This window comes from Rhizobium sp. T1470 (assembly GCF_042140505.1).
GTDB lineage: Bacteria > Pseudomonadota > Alphaproteobacteria > Rhizobiales > Rhizobiaceae > Rhizobium > Rhizobium favelukesii.
On record NZ_CP148091.1, the window covers coordinates 2,165,661 to 2,183,793 of the forward strand.

An 18,133-nucleotide genomic window follows, 5' to 3' on the forward strand; every position below is an offset into this window, starting at 1 on the left:
CCGGTCTTTTCTTTTTTCACGATGCCTGTCGGCTGCCCATCGCCAGTTTCTGTGTCTTTGCGTCAAGACCGGCCGAATTGTGATTGCAGTGTGAAACGAGGGGCTTAAAATCGCTCCAGGATGAACTAAGTTAGTATTTCGAATATTCGGCGGGAAACACTCCTCCCAGGCCCCGCTGGACCGATCGAGGAATGAAAGAAAATGATCGCAGCGCCGATCCGGATGCAAAACGACAGCGAAAGGAACGGGGACAACGGAAATCGCGGAACCTCGGTCATCACACGCACGAAGCCGAAGACCAAGAAGCCCAATCTCTACCGCGTGCTCCTCTTGAATGACGACTATACTCCGATGGAATTTGTCATTCATATCCTTGAGCGTTTTTTTCAGAAGGATCGTGAAAGTGCCACCCGCATCATGCTCCACGTCCACAACCATGGTGTCGGTGAATGTGGAATATTTACATACGAGGTAGCGGAGACGAAGGTGAGCCAGGTGATGGACTTCGCCCGACAGCACCAGCATCCGCTGCAATGCGTCATGGAAAAGAAGTGAGGATCTGAACGTGCCAACATTTTCGCCTAGTCTTGAGAAGGCGCTCCATCAGGCACTGACCTTTGCCAACGAGCGGCATCATGAATATGCCACGCTCGAGCATCTGCTGCTCGCCCTGATTGACGATGCCGATGCGGCCGCGGTTATGGGGGCCTGCAATGTCGACCTCGACGCGCTGCGCAAAACGCTTGTTGAATATGTCGATAACGAACTCTCCAATTTGGTCACCGGCTATGACGAGGACTCCAAGCCGACCTCCGGCTTCCAGCGCGTTATCCAGCGAGCGGTGATCCATGTGCAGTCATCCGGTCGTGAGGAGGTAACAGGGGCTAACGTCCTCGTTGCCATTTTCGCCGAACGTGAGAGCCATGCTGCTTACTTCCTGCAGGAGCAGGAGATGACCCGCTACGATGCCGTCAATTATATCTCCCACGGGATCGGCAAACGTCCAGGCGCATCCGAATCGCGTCCGCCGCGCGGCGCCGATGACGGCGAATCCGAGAGCAAGCCAACGGCGCGTGGCAGCGGCGAGCAGGAGGAGGGCGGTCCTAAAAAGCAGCAGGACGCTCTGAAGGCTTACTGCGTGAACCTCAACAAGAAGGCCAAGGGCGGCAAGATCGATCCGCTGATCGGCCGTCAGGCTGAGGTCAACCGCACCATCCAGGTCCTGTGCCGCCGTTCGAAGAACAACCCGCTCTACGTCGGCGATCCCGGCGTCGGCAAGACGGCGATTGCCGAAGGCCTTGCCAAGCGAATCGTTGAGGGCAAGGTGCCGGAAGCATTGGCCGATGCCACGATATTCTCGCTGGATATGGGCACGCTGCTGGCCGGCACGCGCTATCGCGGCGATTTCGAAGAACGTCTGAAGCAGGTGGTCAAGGAACTGGAAGAATATCCGGGTGCTGTGCTGTTCATCGACGAGATCCATACCGTCATCGGTGCGGGTGCGACGTCGGGCGGGGCAATGGATGCCTCCAACCTCTTGAAGCCGGCTCTGTCCTCGGGCGCGATCCGCTGCATCGGTTCAACCACCTATAAGGAATACCGCCAGTTCTTCGAGAAGGACCGTGCTCTGGTTCGCCGCTTCCAGAAGATCGACGTCAACGAACCGTCGATCGACGATGCGATCGAGATCATGAAGGGTCTGAAGCCCTACTTCGAAGAGTACCATCACCTGCGCTATTCGAACGAAGCGATCAAGACCGCCGTCGAGCTGTCGGCTCGCTACATTTCGGACCGCAAACTGCCGGACAAGGCGATCGACGTCATCGATGAGACCGGTGCTGCCCAGATGCTGCTGCCGCCCTCCAAGCGCCGCAAGCTGATCACCGAGAAGGAGATCGAAGCGACGGTCGCGACGATGGCGCGTATCCCGCCGAAGACGGTGTCGAAGGACGACGAAGCTGTTCTTGCCAATCTGGAGCAGGAATTGCGCTCCGTGGTTTACGGTCAAGACAACGCGATCGAAGCGCTGTCGACCGCGATCAAGCTCGCTCGCGCGGGCTTGCGCGAACCGAACAAGCCGATCGGATCCTACGTTTTCTCCGGCCCGACCGGCGTTGGCAAAACCGAGGTTGCGAAGCAACTGGCGTCGTCTCTCGGCGTCGAACTCCTGCGCTTCGATATGTCGGAATACATGGAGCGGCACACGGTATCGCGCCTGCTCGGTGCACCTCCTGGCTACGTGGGCTTCGACCAGGGCGGTCTCCTGACCGATGGCGTCGACCAGCATCCACATTGCGTTGTGCTGCTCGACGAGATCGAGAAGGCTCATCCTGACATCTACAACATTCTGTTGCAGGTGATGGACCACGGCACGCTCACGGACCACAACGGCAAGAAGATCGACTTCCGCAACGTCATCCTGATCATGACGACCAACGCGGGTGCGTCGGAGATGGCCAAGGCGGCGATCGGCTTCGGTTCGTCCAAGCGCACGGGCGAGGACGAGGAGGCGTTGACCCGCCTGTTCACGCCCGAGTTCCGCAATCGCCTCGACGCGATCATCCCGTTCGCGGCGCTCCCGACGGAAGTCATCCACAAGGTCGTGCAGAAGTTCATCATGCAACTCGAAGCACAGCTTTCCGAACGGAATGTCACCTTCGACCTGCACGAAGATGCCATCGCCTGGCTGGCTGAAAAGGGTTACGACGACAAGATGGGCGCCCGCCCGCTTGCCCGCGTCATCCAGGACGTCATCAAGAAGCCGCTTGCCAACGAAATCCTCTTTGGCAAGCTGCGCAAGGGCGGCGTCGTCAACGTCACGGTCGGTCCGAAGGAAGACGGCAAGCCCGGCATCATCCTCGAAGCCGTGTCGGATAGCGCGCCGATCAAGCCGAAGCCGGAAGCCGAAGTCGCGCATCCCGAGGCCGACGATGAGGATGACGGCGAGCTGAAGACGAAGGCTCGCCCGAAGAAGACAACGGCCAGGAAGGCAAAGGCAGTCGTCGAATCCGAGGTGAAGAGCCCGCCCAAGAAGGGCAGTGCGGTTCCACGGGTTCCAAAGAAGTAAAGCGACCAAAAAGGCGGCTGCAACGGCCTAATGCAGTTCACTTAGGTTTGCTTACGGCTCTTATCGGGTATCTGGCAGGGAGTTTTTTGACGACACGGGGGCATGATCGCCCCCGTTTTTCTGTCAGCAGCAAGTCTGCCAATCTGTTTCTCAATCTGGTGAGGTGGGCGGGGATTTTGCCGGGTGCTTCGATCGCCATCCATCCCCATTCGTGACGCAGGTAATGCAGGGCTGTGATAAAGCTTAGTCGGGTTGGCTCGACTTGGGCTTCGGTCGCGACCTCTGCCATTTCGAGCCGCACCAGATTGTAGGCCAGCAACGCGCCCCAGACCTCCTGATAGACAGTCTCCGGCGTGCCGCTTCGCAGGGTCAGTTCGCTACCGAGAAGCTCCTGCTTGAGTTCGCGATAACTTGTCTCGATGCGCCATCGCTCTTCATACTGATGGACGATTTCGCTTGCCGGATAAGTTTGTCTGTCCATCAGCGATGTCAACAATATGCGCTTTTTGCCATGGCTGGTGGTCGTCTCGATGGCCCTGCCCTCCCAGAAGGCCGGCAAGTGCGCGGCGACAAACAAGGTGAGACTCAGCGTCAATCAGGATGAGACTCGGCGGCGGGGGTGTGACGAAGGGAGGGCGTAGCCCGACTGGAGTTACACCCCCGCCGCGGCGCAATTTTTCGGCGTCTCATGATCGCGGTTGGCCCGGTAGCGTCGGTGATTTTCTGAGAATGGAGAATCACCTTTGTGCCGGGTCGCCATGTAACCGATCATCAGACGAGGCTTTTTATGAAGTACCGACAAAACAACCCCATTGAGGTCGCTGCCGCCAAGGCGTCGATCAGCCGGGCGACGGCTTACCGCATCGAGAAGGATGCGCGTCTTCCATCGCAGACCAAGCCGCCGCGCGACCGGCGTCGCCCCGATCCCCTTGAGCACATCTTCGACGCCGAGGTTGTTCCGCTCCTCAAGGCCGCGCCCGGCATCCGAGCGGTCGCCGTTTACAACGAGATGCTGCGGCGTCATCCAGAGCTGTCAGAAGGTGTTCGCCGTACGATTGAGCGTCGTATCCGATCATGGCGGGCTGTTCACGGTCAGGAGCAGGAAGTGATCTTCCGTCAGATGCACGAACCCGGTCGGTTAGGACTGTCGGATTTTACCGACATGGGCAGCCTCGGCGTGACGATCGCCGGCCAATCGCTCGATCATCTGCTTTATCACTTCCGGCTGGTCTGGTCGGGCTTCGAGCATGCCCATGTCATCCTGGGTGGAGAGAGCTTCGTCGCTCTGGCCGAGGGGCTGCAGAACGCCCTGTGGTCGGTTGGCGGTTCGCCGCTCTATCATCGCAGCGACAGCTTATCGGCCGCCTTCCGCAACCTCGATGCCGACGCCAAGGTCGATCTGACGCATCGCTACGACGAACTGTGCGCCCATTATCGCATGACGCCGACGCGCAACAACAAGGGCGTCGCGCACGAGAACGGCTCGATCGAAAGTTCCCACGGCCATCTCAAGAATGCGATCCGCGATGCTCTGCTGATGCGCGGAACCAGGGACTTTGGCGACCTCGGATCCTATCGCGCCTTCATCGATGAGATCGTCAGCCGCCGCAATGCCGCACATGGCAAGCGCATCGATGCCGAGCGCACGCATCTGCAAGCTCTTCCCGATCGTCGCACCACCGACTTCGAAGAGGTCATCGTCACCGTATCGAGCACCGGCGGCTTCGCCTTGCGCAAGGTCTTCTACACCGTGCCTTCCCGTCTGATTGGCCACCGGCTGCGGGTGCGTCTGTTCGACGATCGCCTCGACGTCTTCATCGGCGGCACGCATCTGCTGACATTACCCCGAGGCCGCGCCCATGCGAGTGGCAAGCACGATCAAGTCGTCAACTATCATCACGTCATTCATTCCCTGCGCAAAAAGCCGATGGCGCTTTTGGGGCTCGTCTATCGCGACAAGCTCTTCCCCAGGCCGGAATATCGCAGGACTTTCGACGCGCTCATCGAGCAACTGCCCGAGCGGCAGGCTTGCAAGATCACCGTGGAACTGCTTGCCTTGGCTCACGATCGCAGTTGCGAGCGTGAACTGGCCGAGGAGCTTGCCAAAACGCTCGACGCCCACAAACTGCCTGATCTGGCGGCTTTGAGAGCGGTCTTCAGCCCGGACCCGGATCAGTTGCCGATCGTTCATGTGCAACTCGCGTCGCTCAATGGTTATGAAGCCCTGATCGGCACGGCCTATGCGGGAGAGGTCGCATGAAGAGCAACATCCACACAGTCGATGAAGCCCGCCTCGGCATCATGCTCAACGAACTGAGGCTGCCGACGATCAAGACGTTCTGGCACCAATTTGCCGAGCAGGCCGATCGGGAAGGATGGCCTGCTGCCCGTTTCCTCTCGGCCATCGCCGAGCATGAATTGGCCGAACGCGCCCATCGCAGGATCGAAAGACACCTCGCCGAGGCCCACCTGCCACCCGGAAAGACGCTCGACAGCTTCGCCTTCGACGCTGTTCCCATGGTCTCCAAGGCCCAGGTCATGGCGATTGCAGCCGGCGATAGCTGGCTCGCCAAAGGCGCCAATATCCTGATGTTCGGTCCGCCCGGCGGCGGAAAGAGCCATCTCGCCGCAGCCGTCGGCCTCGCGCTAATCGAGAACGGCTGGCGCGTGCTCTTCACCCGCACGACCGATCTCGTCCAGAAGCTTCAGGTCGCGCGGAGGGAGCTTCAGCTCGAAGCCGCCATCGCAAAGCTCGACAAGTTCGATCTTCTCATCCTCGACGACCTGGCCTACGTCACCAAGGACCAGGCCGAAACGAGCGTGCTCTTCGAACTCATCTCCGCAAGATATGAGCGGCGTTCCATCATGATCACCGCCAATCAGCCCTTCGGAGAATGGAACCGCGTCTTTCCAGACCCGGCCATGACGCTTGCCGCGGTGGACCGACTTGTCCATCACGCAACAATCTTCGAGATGAATGTCGAAAGCTACCGGCGGCGTTCGGCCATGGAAGCCAAACGCCAGCGCGGCAGACCCGCCTCATTCGCGACAATCAAAAGCTCTTCCCAGCTTGTCGCGGAGCGGCAATCAGAACACGATGAAACTCTTGCCAGCGACAATCAACATGATAACTTCGCTCCAACCGCGACATAAGAATCTCATCCAGATTGTCGCTCGCGTCGCATCCTGATCGTCGCGCTATAGGCAAGTCCGGTTCTGCCTGCCGCGCCTGGGGCGAGACCTTCATGCGCACCCGATAATCGGTGGGGTGCGGATCCAGTCGTTCCCATGTGCTGTTGGCTTTGGCCGGAATCAGCCAGTGACGCTCATGTCCCTTCGTCTGCAATTGCAAGAGAAGGCTGGCACTGAAGAAGCCCTTGTCGAAGACCGTCAGCGAATGGTCCGGAACCCGGTCGAGCAGGCTTTTGGCATAGAGCATCTCGTTTGTGCCATAGGCTCCGAACACCGCATCACGCACCAGATGCGTCGCCAGCGCCGTCAGCGTCAGCAGCCGCAATTGCGGATAGCTTGCGACAACGCCAGACGCGTAGGCCTGCGCTCCAAAATGCGCCCGGTTCTCCGGGCTGTCGGACGTCCGCAGCGTGCTGCCGTCCACGGCATAACGACAAAGACCCCGCCAGGCACGCCCGGATTGGTGGCGTTCATCCCAGCATGATGCACTCATTGCAAACAACTGCGCCAACGGTGCCTGACCCAAGCGCTGCCGTGCCTGTGTCAACGCGCTCTTGGCAATATCCGCGTTGACCTCATCGGGCAAAACCAGATCAAGATGGGCCACCACCTCCGGGATCGACTGATGACGATAAAGGGCCAACGCAATCACCAGCCAGACGACCTGCTCGGCTGGCAGCTTGCGCTTGCGGATGCTCGCCTTGCCTGTCGTGGCGAGAGCCTGAGCGATCCAGTCCGGGTCGATCGCCTGCGAAAGAGCCGATAATTCGGCCGAATGTCCAAGGGTGCGTGACATCACAAACAAAAACAGGATGGGAAAACGAATCCCCATCCTGAACCATCAAACTTGCCCGCAGCTCACTAAGTGAACTGCATTAGGCGTCGGCCGCCTTTTTCTTTGCTGTTATAGGCGATCGCTTAGGCGATTCTTAAATGAACCGGCTTTATATCGGCTCCAGCAAGGAGCCTCGCAATGGCGTTTCTGCCGGCTGAACGTTTTATCATTTTGATCCTCGCGACCTTCGCACTGCTTGATGCTTGCCTGTTGGTATTGAAGGGCGTTGGTAATCGACGTTACCGGATATGCGAGCCTCATCGCCTGTGGCGCCTTCCTGGTCGGGCTTGGGCAATTCTATCGGCATGTCCGCCGCAACGACCGGATTGCCGTAACGTCGATCGCTGCCGGTCTCTTCGTGCTTTTCACGATTGTCGGCTCGATCTTCAACTATCTGCTGTTGCCGCTGCGGTTTCAGCCAATCGACCCAGTTCTCGCTCGCTTTGACGCAGCGTTAGGGTTTCGCTGGCCGGACTTCGTGACGTGGGCCTCGCAATATCCGTCCGCTGGAATTGTGCTCCAGATGATCTACGCAACGTCATTGCCGCAGCTCGTCGTCATCCTGTTGATCTTGGGTCTTGGCGGTCGGACAAGGCTGCTTCATCATTTCCTGATGACCGGCGTGATCGGAGCGCTGATGGCGATCATTTGCTGGTTCTTCTTTCCATCGTTTGGCGCATCATCGATTTACGGGCTGTCGCCAGCGGTGACTGAAGCCGTCCCCCTTGCCGTTGGTCCGCACTACGGTGCTCAGCTTGTCGAGCTCGGACGCAACGGCGCGACCTATTTGACGCCAAGGAACGTGCTGGGACTGATCGGATTTCCGTCGTTCCACACGGTTATGGCGGCGATGTCCGCATGTTTCATGCTGCGGTGCGGGCCACTTGGCCTACCGTTCCTGCTCTTGAATGTCCTGATGATGCCCGCGATCCTGATACAGGGCGGGCACAATCTTGCCGATGTTCTTGGCGGTTTGCTTGTGTTCGGCGTTGCCTACGCACTTGCCGATGCGGCGCTGCGCCAACTTGAAAGGACGCAACGACAACTTAGCACCGGAATCGTAGCCACTGCCGCCGTTTGATCAGAGCTCTGCCTTGATCTTCTCGGCGTTGGCCGCGAGCACCGCATTGTCTTCCATCTGCCCCGAATGCGGACGCAGCGCCATGCCCTCGTATCGCGGGATCACGTGGAAGTGCAGGTGGAAGATGGTCTGGCCGGCGGCCGGTTCGTTGAACTGGCAGACGAGGACGCCGTCTGCATCGAATGCTTCCTTGACGGCATTGGCGATCTTCTGCACGACCGGGATCGTCTGCGCAAGAACCGCCGGATCGGCATCGAGGATGTTGCGCGAAGCTGTTTTGGGAACGACGAGCACGTGGCCTGGTGCCTGCGGCATCACATCCATGAACGCAACCGTGTCGTTGTCTTCGTAGATGCGATGCGACGGAATTTCGCCGCGCAGGATCTTGGCGAAGATATTGTTGCTGTCATAGGCGGCGCTGGTCATACGAAATCTCCTCTTTGCTGCTGTGATCGCGTAGCGCGGCAGGGACGAAAGCGTCAATCCTCCTGTCGCCGCTCGCCCTTTCGAAACGGGCTGTGCTCCGTCAGGATCTCGTTCATCTGTTCGACGTCGTTGCGCTCCCGCTCGAGATAGTCGGCGATCGCCCGGCGCAACCCCGCATGTGCAACATAATGCGCGGAGTGGGTTGTCACCGGCAGATAACCTCGTGCCAGCTTGTGTTCGCCCTGGGCGCCGGCCTCAACACGCTTGAGGCCCCTTTCCAGGGCAAAGTCGATCGCCTGATGATAACAGACCTCGAAATGCAGGTACGGGTGGTCCTCGATGCATCCCCAATGGCGGCCATAGAGCGTATCGCCGCCGATGAAGTTGATCGCGCCGGCAATGTAGCGACCGTCGCGTTTTGCCATGACGAGCAGTATATTGTCCGGCATGCGCTCGCCGATCAGCGAGTAGAACTTGCGCGTCAGGTACGGCCGGCCCCACTTTCGGCCGCCCGTATCCATATAGAAGGCGAAGAACTGGTCCCAGATGCGTTCGGTCAGATCGCTGCCGGTCAGCCAATCGATGCGAATGCCGTTTTCGAGTGCGGTGCGGCGTTCCCTGCGAAGAGCTTTGCGCTTGCGCGACGCCAGCGTCTCAAGAAACGTCTCGTGATTGGCATAGCCTTCATTGATGAAATGAAACTGCTGGTCCGTCCTGTGCAGGTAATCCTCGCCCTCGAAGATGCCGATCTCGTCCTCGGGTACGAATGTGATGTGAGCGGAGGACACGCCGAGCCGGCGCACGACTTCCTTGAGGCTCTCGGCTATTGCATGCTGGATCGGCAGGCGCTGCAGACCTTCGGCGACAAGCAGACGTGGGCCGGTCGCAGGGGTAAAGGGAATGGAGCATTGCAGCTTGGGATAGTAGCGTCCGCCCGCTCGTTCGAACGCATCGGCCCAGCCGTGGTCGAAAACGTACTCGCCCTGGCTATGGTTCTTCAGATAACCGGGGAGGGCGCCGACAAGCTCGCCCTTGTCCGTTTCCAATAGCAGATGGTGGCCCATCCAGCCGGTTTGCGCCGTCGCTGATCCCGATTCTTCCAGCGAGGACAGGAAAGCATGCGACACGAAGGGATTGTAGGCGAGCGTGCTGCCTTTTGGGGAGGCCCCGGAAAGCCGCGACCAGCTCTCCTGGGAAATCGCGGTGAAAGACCGCTCGATGCGGATTGAAAGTTCGTCTGTCATGGAGCGAATGCGAGACCGTTTGGGAGGAAAATAGGGCTCACCACCAGTCTGCGCACGATCTTGTCCAAAAAGCGAGCGTCAAACCGAAACGCGCGGATCGAATCCCTCGAATGTCATCTGGTCGGCATTCTCGAACGTGTGCCTTTGTCCCTTTTCATCGCGCACGGTCCAGGTGATGACCACGATGCCCTTTTCACGTTGTGCCGTAATGAACGGGTTCGGCAGGTCGGCGAAGAAATAAGAAATGAAGTCGAGGCCGAGCTCCATGGCCTTTTCGTGCACTTCGAACTCTTCCGGTTTGTTACCCCCTGCCGTCAGGCCGAGCGGATAGGGGATATTGAGCGCCTTTAGATCGCGAAGCAGCCAGTGGTCGAAGCTCATCAGCGCGACCTTGCCCTCATAGCCTTCAAGCACTTCGAGAACGGCTTCCGCAAATCCCTCGTCATCGGCCTCGCGGCCTTTCAGCTCGATAACCAAGGGAACCTGGCCCTTCACAAGATCCAGCAGCTGCCGCAGCGTCGGTATCTTGTCGGCTGTTCCGCCAACGGAGATGAGGCCGAGTTCCCGTGACGTGCGCTCGCGCACGTCTCCCTTGAGATTGCACAGGCGCTCCAGATCCTCATCGTGGAAGATGATCGGCACGCCGTCTGAGGCGTAATGCAGGTCGCACTCGATTGCAAAGCCTGCTTCGACCGCGCGCGAGAACGCAGAGAGCGTGTTTTCCCACACGGCCTTGTTGAGGTCATGATAGCCGCGATGAGCGACCGGCTGTTCCTTGAGCCATGCAGCTGAGGTCATCAGGCAATTTCCACGATCGCATCGATTTCGACAGCGGCGTTCATCGGCAGGGCGGCCATGCCGACGGCGGCGCGCGCATGCTTGCCGGCCTCACCGAGGACGCCGGCAATCAGGTTGGAGGCACCATTGATGACGAGGTGCTGTTCGACGAAGTCTGATGTAGAGGCCACGAAGCCGTTGAGCTTGATGACGCGCTTGATGCGGCCAAGATCGCCGCCGAGAGCAGCGCGTGCCTGAGAAAGGATATTGATGGCGCAGAGTTCTGCAGCGCGCTGGCCGGCTTGGACGTCGACATTCTTGCCCAGATGACCGCAGACGGCGATCTTGCCGCCCTCGAGAGGCAGCTGCCCGGAGATGTAGAGGAGGTTCCCGCTGACTACGTAGGGAACGTAGTTTGCGGCCGGGGCCGCAGCCTCAGGCAGGGATATCCCCATTTCTTTTAGGCGCGCAGCGATTTGATCGGACATTTTCCTCTCCGCTTTTATTGTGAATAGTTCTAAACTTATGCATCAAGGCTTGGAATCTAGATTGTGACATTTTCGAGCCTCGATTTGGCCGAAAGCGTTCTTATAATATTGCAGGCGAGTCCAACAGGAGATTGTCAATGTTCCGATCGAGTCTTGCCGCACTTCTTCTGGCGAGCGTTTCGACGACCGTCTATGCGGCCGCGCCAGCAACGAGTGCCGCGATTGCGACCGGTCTTGTCGCTCACCGGGCGGTCTATGATCTGGAATTGAAGGACGCCTCGGAGCGCTCCGGCATTTCGGGCATGTCGGGCCGCATGGTTTACGAGTTCGGCGGCAACTACTGCACGGGCTTCACCACCAATTTCCGCTTCGTGACGCAGATCGATACGGGCGATGCCGTCCGCGTCAGCGACCAGCAGACAAAGACCTTCGAGAACCTGAAGGACCGCAGGTTCACGTTCGACACCAAGTCTTTTACCGACGAGCAGCTCGACAAGGAGGTCAACGGAGCCGCGCAGGACCAGGCTGAAGGCGTGAAGGTTGCCTTGACCCAGCCGACCAGCAAGGAACTGCAACTTGCCGCGAGCCGGTTCCCGACCGAACATATGCTGGACGTGATCCAGAACGCCAAGGCTGGCAAGCGCCTGTTCGAGGCGCGCGTCTTCGACGGCTCGGATGACGGGGACAAGGCGCTGGTGACGACCACCGTCGTCGGCAAGCAGGTGGCACCGGCGGTCGATGAGGCCGATGCGGGCAATGCCGGCGCCTTCGCGAAGGCTGCCTTCTGGCCGGTCACGATCTCGTATTTCAACGAGAATACCAAGACCGACGCTTTGCCTGTCTATCGCATGTCGTTCAAGCTCTACGAAAACGGCATCACCCGCGATCTGACCCTGGACTATGGCGACTTTGTTCTCAGCGGCAGGCTTGCAAAGCTCGAACTGCTCGATAGCACGTCCGCTGCCTGCAAATAATCGTCGCGGATGCTCACCACGACGATTGTCGGTATGTCTAAGTAAACCCTCTCTATGCTAGTAATTCGAAAGGCGCGCTGATTAGGGCGCAAGAGTCGGATTGGAGTTTGAATCTTGGCGATGCGGCATGGTGTATTGAGTGGTGGACTCTCCGGAATCTCAGCTGGCTTGGTTGCGTTGACGCTGTTCGCGAGCACTCCAGCCTCGGCGTCGGATTGCGGCAGGACGCCGGTGGCGGGAATTGATTGGAGCGAGTGCAGCAAGAAGAATCTCATGTTGCAGGGAAGCGACTTTCAGGGTGCCAACCTGGCAGGCACGGACCTGAGCCTGACCAATCTCAGCGGTACCAATCTCACCTCGGCGAATCTCGAGAAGGCAACATTGGCGCGTGCGTGGTTCACGGGAGCTCAGGCCGGTAAGGCGAATTTCTCGAAGATCGAGGCTTATCGATCCGGATTCGAGAACGTTTTCGCAGAGGGAGCGTCGTTCGCCGGCGCAGAACTTCAGCGCTCCAATTTCAATGGCGCAAAGCTCAGCGGCGCGAACTTCGAGAAAGCCGAGCTTGGCCGCGCGAGCTTCGCCAAAGCCGTTCTCACAGGAACCAAGTTCTCTCTCGCCAATCTGTCGCGCGCCGACCTCAGCGAGGCAACCTTTGAGGGGCCGGTCGCGTTCGATCGCGCCTTCATGTTTTTGACGCGAATCGAAGGGCTTGATTTGTCTGCTGCGACGGGTCTCGATCAGGCTCAGGTCGATCTTGCCTGCGGCGATGCGAAGACGAAGCTGCCTGCCGGCCTTTCCGCACCGGCAAACTGGCCCTGCGCGTCGGATTGATCGCACTGGTGTGGCGCCTTCAGCCGGCGTCGAGTACGCTGCCACGAGCCTCCATTGTCGCTTTTTTCGCAGGAAGCCTTGATTTTCCGGATAAGGGAGGGTATGGCGACCCGCATTCCACACGTAAGGCATGGGATTGTCCGGGAGAAATCCGGATGGTTCCGCCCGGTGGCATTCTCGACGAGGATGCTGTTAGCCTTGCGGAGGTTCAACCGGAAAAGGATAACAAGGCATGGCATTGCCCGATTTCTCTATGCGCCAGCTCCTCGAAGCAGGCGTCCACTTCGGCCACCAGACGCACCGCTGGAACCCGAAGATGAAGCCGTACATTTTCGGCGATCGTAACAACATCCACATCATCGACCTCGCTCAGACCGTTCCGATGCTGTCGCGCGCCCTGCAGGTTGTCTCCGACACCGTTGCTCGTGGCGGCCGCGTTCTTTTCGTCGGCACCAAGCGCCAGGCTTCCGAGCTCATCGCTGACTCGGCCAAGCGTTCCGCTCAGTACTACGTCAACTCGCGTTGGCTCGGCGGCATGATGACCAACTGGAAGACGATCTCCAACTCGATCCAGCGTCTGCGCAAGCTCGACGAAATCCTTGGCTCCGAGCAGTCCGGCTACTCCAAGAAGGAGCGCCTGACCCTCGAGCGCGAGCGCGAAAAGCTCGACAAGGCTCTCGGTGGTATCAAGGACATGGGCGGCACGCCGGACCTGATGTTCATCATCGACACCAACAAGGAAAAGATCGCGATCGACGAAGCCAAGCGCCTCGGCATCCCGGTTGTCGCAATCATTGACTCGAACTGCGATCCTGATCTGATCGACTATACGATCCCGGGCAACGACGACGCTTCGCGCGCCATCGCTCTTTACTGCGACCTGATCGCCCGTGCTGCCATCGACGGTATCGCTCGTCAGCAAAGCTCGTCGGGCCGCGACCTCGGCGCATCGATCGAAGCTCCGGCGGAGCCGGCGCTCGACGAAACCGGCGCCTGATAAAAGAAGCAGGTGGGCTGAACTGCCCGCCATGCTTTCCAGAGATTGGGAAAGGCCGCTCGCGACTTTTAGAAGTTCGGCGGCCTTGACCGTTTCAGGCGGGGGCAGTCAGCCCGTCGCCCTACGAGTTTCGTTATGACGCGTCTTTCATCACGCTGTCATACATACAGGTACATTTCGTGCCTCAATCCGGTGCCGCACCGCCTTTGCGGGCCACCGTTTGAACCGACAAGAGGAAGCTTATGACCGAGATTACGGCTGCACTGGTGAAGGAACTGCGCGAAAAGTCCGGCGCAGGCATGATGGACTGCAAGAAGGCGCTGCTCGAAAACAACGGCGATATCGAAGCCGCAATCGACTGGCTGCGCGCCAAGGGCATCTCCAAGGCCGACAAGAAGTCGGGCCGGACCGCCGCTGAAGGCCTGATCGCCATTGCCGGTGCCGGCCACAAGGCCGTCGTCGTAGAACTCAACTCCGAAACCGACTTCGTTGCCCGCAACGACGCCTTCCAGGATCTCGTTCGCGGCATCGCCAACGTTGCTCTTTCGACCGACGGCACGGTTGAGGCCATTTCGGCTGCGACCTACCCGGCATCCGGCAAGCCGGTCGCTGACACCATCAAGGACGCGATCGCGACCATCGGCGAGAACATGACGCTCCGTCGTGCAGCCAAGCTGGAAGTCGAGCACGGCGTCGTTGCGACCTACATCCACAACGCTGCCGGCGACGGCATCGGCAAGCTCGGCGTTCTGGTTGCGCTGAAGTCGAATGGCGACAAGGCCGTTCTGACGTCGATCGGCCGCCAGGTCGCCATGCACATCGCCGCGACCAATCCGCTGGCCATCCGCGCCGAAGAAGTCGACGCCGCCGTTGCCGAGCGCGAACGCAACGTTTTCATCGAACAGGCCCGCGAATCCGGCAAGCCGGAAGCCATCATCGAAAAGATGGTCGACGGCCGCATGCGCAAGTTCTTCGAAGAGGTTGCTCTTCTGTCGCAGGCCTTCGTGATCAATGCCGACCTGACGGTCGGCGCTGCGATCAAGGAAGCTGAAAAGGAAGCTGGCGCGCCGATCGAAGTTGCCGGCATGGCACGACTGCTGCTCGGCGAAGGCGTCGAGAAGGAAGAGTCCGACTTCGCTGCCGAAGTCGCCGCCGTCGCCAAGGGCTGATAAACCTATAAATGTGAAAACCGAAGGGCATCGCGTGACAACGCGGTGCCCTTCGTGTATCCGGGCCTCAGCGGTGATATACGAGGAGCCAAGATGTCGTCAGAGCCTGTCTACAAACGCGTTCTACTCAAGGCTTCCGGCGAAGCCCTCATGGGCAGCCAGGGATTTGGGATTGATGTAGCGGTCGCAGACCGCATTGCGGCTGACATAGCCGAAGCGCGGCAGATGGGTGTGGAAGTCGGCGTCGTCGTCGGCGGCGGCAACATCTTCCGCGGCGTCGCAGTTGCCTCCAAGGGCGGCGATCGTGTCACCGGCGACCACATGGGTATGCTTGCGACCGTGATCAACGCGCTGGCGCTGGCAACCTCGCTGCGCAAGCTCAACATCGATACCGTCGTACTGTCGGCGATTGCGATGCCCGAGATCTGCGAGAGTTTCTCACAGCGCGCGACGCTCTATCACCTGTCGCTCGGCCGCGTCGTGATCTTCGCAGGCGGTACCGGAAACCCGTTCTTCACGACGGACTCGGCGGCCGCGCTGCGTGCTGCCGAAATGGGTGCGGAAGCGATCTTCAAGGGAACGCAGGTCGATGGTATTTATTCGGCAGACCCGAAGAAGGATCCGGAAGCGACCCGTTTCGACCATCTGACGCACAAGGAAGTCCTCGATAAGGGGCTGGCCGTAATGGACGTCGCGGCCGTGGCGCTGGCACGGGAGAATTCAATTCCGATCATCGTCTTCTCGATCCACGAGAAGGGTGGTTTTGCTGAAATCCTCAAGGGCGGCGGCCTCAAGACCGTCGTTTCTGATAACTGATCGAGTGGACGGCTGGTTTTGCCGCAGCTTCTACCAAGACGGGAGCAATGACATGAGTGAAGGCATCGACATCAAGGAACTCAAGCGCCGCATGGATGGCGCGATTTCCGCGTTCAAGCACGATATCGCATCGTTGCGCACGGGCCGCGCCTCGGCCAACATTCTCGACCCCGTCATGGTCGAGGCATATGGTTCGCGTGTGCCGCTGAACCAGGTGGCCAACATTACCGTGCCGGAGCCGCGCATGCTGTCGGTTTCGGTCTGGGACAAATCGATGGTCAACGCGACCGACCGCGCCATCCGCGAGTCGAATCTCGGCCTCAATCCGATCATCGACGGCCAGAACCTGCGCATTCCGCTGCCGGAACTCAATGAGGAACGCCGCAAATCGCTGGTGAAAGTCGCCCACGACTATGCCGAGAAGAGCAAGGTTGCAATTCGCCATGTGCGTCGCGACGGTATGGACGGCCTTAAGAAAGCCGAAAAAGACGGTGTGATTGGCCAGGATGAAAGCCGGGCGCAATCAGATCGTGTGCAGAAGATGACAGACGAGACGATTTCTGAAGTCGACCGCTTGCTTGGCGAGAAGGAAAAGGAAATCATGCAGGTTTAGGGCGCGCTGCGGCTGCGCCTTTGCTGCAAGAACCGGACGGGAAATGTCGGAACGAACATTTTTGACTGTGCCAGAACACGTCGCCATCATCATGGATGGCAATGGCCGATGGGCGAAGCAGCGCGGACTTCCGCGGACGATGGGTCATCGAAAGGGCGTTGACGCGGTGCGCGAGGCCGTGCGCGCTGCGGGTGACGCAGGGATCAAGTATCTCACCCTCTTCGCCTTTTCCTCGGAGAATTGGCGCCGTCCGGAAACGGAGGTTTCCGATCTGCTTGGCTTGCTGAAGGCCTTCATTCGTCGCGACTTGGCGGAGCTTCATCGCCAGAATGTGCGCGTGAAGGTGATCGGCGACCGGCTCAGCCTCAAGAGCGATATCCTCGATCTTCTGGTGGACGCAGAAGAGAGGACGAAGTCGAACACCGCGCTGACCCTCGTTATCGCCTTCAACTATGGTTCGCGCGACGAGATCGCTCGTGCAATGACAAGTCTTGCGCGTGACGTCGAGGCAGGACGGCTGAGGGCGCAGGACATTTCACCCGCGCTCATCAATGCGCGGCTCGATACGGCGGGCATCCCGGATCCCGATCTGATCATTCGTACGAGCGGTGAGGAGCGCCTTTCCAACTTCCTGCTTTGGCAGGCCGCTTACTCGGAGTTCATTTTCGTTCCTGAGTATTGGCCCGATTTCAGCCGGGAGATCTTCCATTCAGCGTTGGAGACCTTCGCGTCGCGCGACCGTCGCTTCGGTGGACTGGTAGCCCAAACGGCTGCGGCAGTAGGCACTTGATGCAGCAGGAGTTGAAGTTACGCATTCTCTCCGGAGTGATTCTTGCCGTCATCGTTCTGCTCGCCACCTGGTATGGTGGTGTCGCCTTTAGCCTTTTGTCCGCATTGATCGGACTGCTGATTTATTATGAATGGTCGACAATCACGAGGCTTGCGACCGAGCAACCGGTCGCCAACGCAATCGGTTGGGTGGGGCAGGTGGCGATCGCCGTGGCCGTGGTGGCTGGCACATTTCGCTATTCGCTGCTTCTCTTATCGCTGTTCTTCCTGGTTGCTGTTGGCTTCGTGCTTGTGTCGAAAACATCACGCTGGTTTCCCACGGGTATGATGTACGCCGGTCTTACCGGCATTGCGCTCTCGAGTATACGCGGCGCCGACAGTGTCGGGCTCGTTGCGATGCTCTTCGTCTTTGCAGTCGTGTGGGCAACCGACATTCTTGCCTATTTTGTCGGCCGCGCCATCGGCGGCCCGAAACTGGCGCCGAAGATATCTCCGGGAAAGACATGGTCCGGCGCCATTGGCGGTGTCGTCTCCGCAGTGATTGCCGGCAGTCTGGTTACCTATTTTGCGTTTCCGCAAAGCGTCGTGTTTGTGGCGCCGATCGCGTTCATCCTGTCGATATGTAGCCAGGCTGGCGATCTCTTCGAATCCTTCATCAAGCGCCGCTTCGGCGTCAAGGATTCGAGCCGTCTCATTCCTGGGCATGGTGGCATCATGGACCGGGTCGACGGGCTCATTTTTGCCTGCTTTGCAGCGTTCTTGCTAGCTGGGCTTTTTTCGCTGATAAAGGGCGGCGAAATGACGTCGCTCGGTGCAGCCCTGTTCGGCGTATAA

At 59.2% G+C, this 18,133-nt stretch carries 19 protein-coding genes; 13 read left to right on the top strand and 6 right to left on the bottom strand.

The features are described from left to right. Positions 1–201: 201 nt before the first annotated feature. Both clpS and clpA read left to right on the top strand, forming a co-directional pair. Positions 202–555 (top strand): ATP-dependent Clp protease adapter ClpS, encoded by a 354-nt coding sequence (gene clpS, locus WGT02_RS10935; RefSeq protein WP_007790346.1) that lies wholly within the window; start codon positions 202–204, stop codon positions 553–555. Between the two features lie 10 nt (positions 556–565). Continuing rightward, positions 566–3,067, top strand: a complete 2,502-nt coding sequence (gene clpA, locus WGT02_RS10940; protein WP_208248031.1) for an ATP-dependent Clp protease ATP-binding subunit ClpA — start codon at positions 566–568, stop codon at positions 3,065–3,067. 37 nt (positions 3,068–3,104) lie between these two features. Here clpA and WGT02_RS10945 read toward each other — a convergent pair whose 3' ends face one another. Further along, the gene (locus WGT02_RS10945; protein ID WP_208248029.1) at positions 3,105–3,662 is read right to left on the bottom strand and encodes a transposase; all 558 of its coding nucleotides are present in this window, start codon (positions 3,660–3,662) and stop codon (positions 3,105–3,107) included. A gap of 192 nt (positions 3,663–3,854) precedes the next feature. Here WGT02_RS10945 and istA point away from each other — a divergent pair, with 192 nt between their 5' ends. Further along, the gene (gene istA, locus WGT02_RS10950; RefSeq protein WP_208245170.1) at positions 3,855–5,327 is read left to right on the top strand and encodes an IS21 family transposase; all 1,473 of its coding nucleotides are present in this window, start codon (positions 3,855–3,857) and stop codon (positions 5,325–5,327) included. Beyond that, a complete protein-coding gene (gene istB, locus WGT02_RS10955) occupies positions 5,324–6,220 on the top strand; it encodes an IS21-like element helper ATPase IstB (RefSeq protein WP_208245168.1) in 897 nt (298 codons plus the stop codon). The genes istA and istB overlap by 4 nt, the downstream gene beginning before the upstream one ends. Here istB and WGT02_RS10960 read toward each other — a convergent pair. Beyond that, positions 6,120–7,091, bottom strand: a complete 972-nt coding sequence (locus WGT02_RS10960) for an IS4 family transposase (RefSeq protein WP_208248020.1) — start codon at positions 7,089–7,091, stop codon at positions 6,120–6,122. The genes istB and WGT02_RS10960 overlap by 101 nt on opposite strands. 229 nt (positions 7,092–7,320) lie before the next feature. Between WGT02_RS10960 and WGT02_RS10965 the strand changes: the two genes are divergently transcribed. Further along, complete coding sequence (locus WGT02_RS10965) at positions 7,321–8,175, top strand: phosphatase PAP2 family protein (protein ID WP_225039643.1); 855 nt, start codon at positions 7,321–7,323, stop codon at positions 8,173–8,175. Here the strand turns inward: WGT02_RS10965 and WGT02_RS10970 are convergent, their stop codons facing one another. The 4 genes from WGT02_RS10970 to WGT02_RS10985 all read right to left on the bottom strand — a co-directional run bounded on the left by WGT02_RS10970 (position 8,176) and on the right by WGT02_RS10985 (position 11,110). Beyond that, the gene (locus WGT02_RS10970; protein WP_024316943.1) at positions 8,176–8,601 is read right to left on the bottom strand and encodes an HIT family protein; all 426 of its coding nucleotides are present in this window, start codon (positions 8,599–8,601) and stop codon (positions 8,176–8,178) included. It abuts the gene before it with no gap. Between the two features lie 53 nt (positions 8,602–8,654). Further along, entirely contained in the window at positions 8,655–9,845 is a 1,191-nt protein-coding gene (locus tag WGT02_RS10975; protein ID WP_024316944.1) for a GNAT family N-acetyltransferase, read from the bottom strand. Between the two features lie 78 nt (positions 9,846–9,923). After that, positions 9,924–10,643, bottom strand: coding sequence for a glycerophosphodiester phosphodiesterase (locus WGT02_RS10980; protein WP_024316945.1), 720 nt, complete (start codon positions 10,641–10,643; stop codon positions 9,924–9,926). After that, on the bottom strand, positions 10,643–11,110 hold the full coding sequence (locus tag WGT02_RS10985) for a RidA family protein (RefSeq protein ID WP_024316946.1): 468 nt from the start codon (positions 11,108–11,110) through the stop codon (positions 10,643–10,645). The genes WGT02_RS10980 and WGT02_RS10985 overlap by 1 nt, the downstream gene beginning before the upstream one ends. Before the next feature lie 137 nt (positions 11,111–11,247). Between WGT02_RS10985 and WGT02_RS10990 the strand changes: the two genes are divergently transcribed. The 8 genes from WGT02_RS10990 (at position 11,248) to WGT02_RS11025 (ending at position 18,133) form a co-directional block, all read left to right on the top strand. Continuing rightward, complete coding sequence (locus WGT02_RS10990) at positions 11,248–12,084, top strand: cell envelope integrity EipB family protein (RefSeq protein WP_024316947.1); 837 nt, start codon at positions 11,248–11,250, stop codon at positions 12,082–12,084. A 120-nt stretch (positions 12,085–12,204) separates the two neighbouring features. Then, a complete protein-coding gene (locus WGT02_RS10995; protein ID WP_029710256.1) occupies positions 12,205–12,915 on the top strand; it encodes a pentapeptide repeat-containing protein in 711 nt (236 codons plus the stop codon). Positions 12,916–13,147: 232 nt separating this feature from the next. Further along, the gene (gene rpsB, locus WGT02_RS11000) at positions 13,148–13,912 is read left to right on the top strand and encodes a 30S ribosomal protein S2 (RefSeq protein WP_208248018.1); all 765 of its coding nucleotides are present in this window, start codon (positions 13,148–13,150) and stop codon (positions 13,910–13,912) included. Positions 13,913–14,154: 242 nt separating this feature from the next. Continuing rightward, the gene (gene tsf / locus WGT02_RS11005) at positions 14,155–15,081 is read left to right on the top strand and encodes a translation elongation factor Ts (protein WP_208248017.1); all 927 of its coding nucleotides are present in this window, start codon (positions 14,155–14,157) and stop codon (positions 15,079–15,081) included. Between the two features lie 93 nt (positions 15,082–15,174). Continuing rightward, positions 15,175–15,897, top strand: coding sequence for a UMP kinase (pyrH, locus tag WGT02_RS11010; RefSeq protein WP_024316951.1), 723 nt, complete (start codon positions 15,175–15,177; stop codon positions 15,895–15,897). Between the two features lie 52 nt (positions 15,898–15,949). Next, positions 15,950–16,510: a ribosome recycling factor gene (gene frr / locus WGT02_RS11015; RefSeq protein WP_024316952.1), complete on the top strand. Its 561-nt coding sequence runs from the start codon at positions 15,950–15,952 to the stop codon at positions 16,508–16,510. Positions 16,511–16,553: 43 nt separating this feature from the next. Beyond that, complete coding sequence (locus WGT02_RS11020) at positions 16,554–17,300, top strand: isoprenyl transferase (RefSeq protein ID WP_208248015.1); 747 nt, start codon at positions 16,554–16,556, stop codon at positions 17,298–17,300. Continuing rightward, positions 17,300–18,133, top strand: coding sequence for a phosphatidate cytidylyltransferase (locus WGT02_RS11025; protein WP_024316954.1), 834 nt, complete (start codon positions 17,300–17,302; stop codon positions 18,131–18,133). The genes WGT02_RS11020 and WGT02_RS11025 overlap by 1 nt, the downstream gene beginning before the upstream one ends.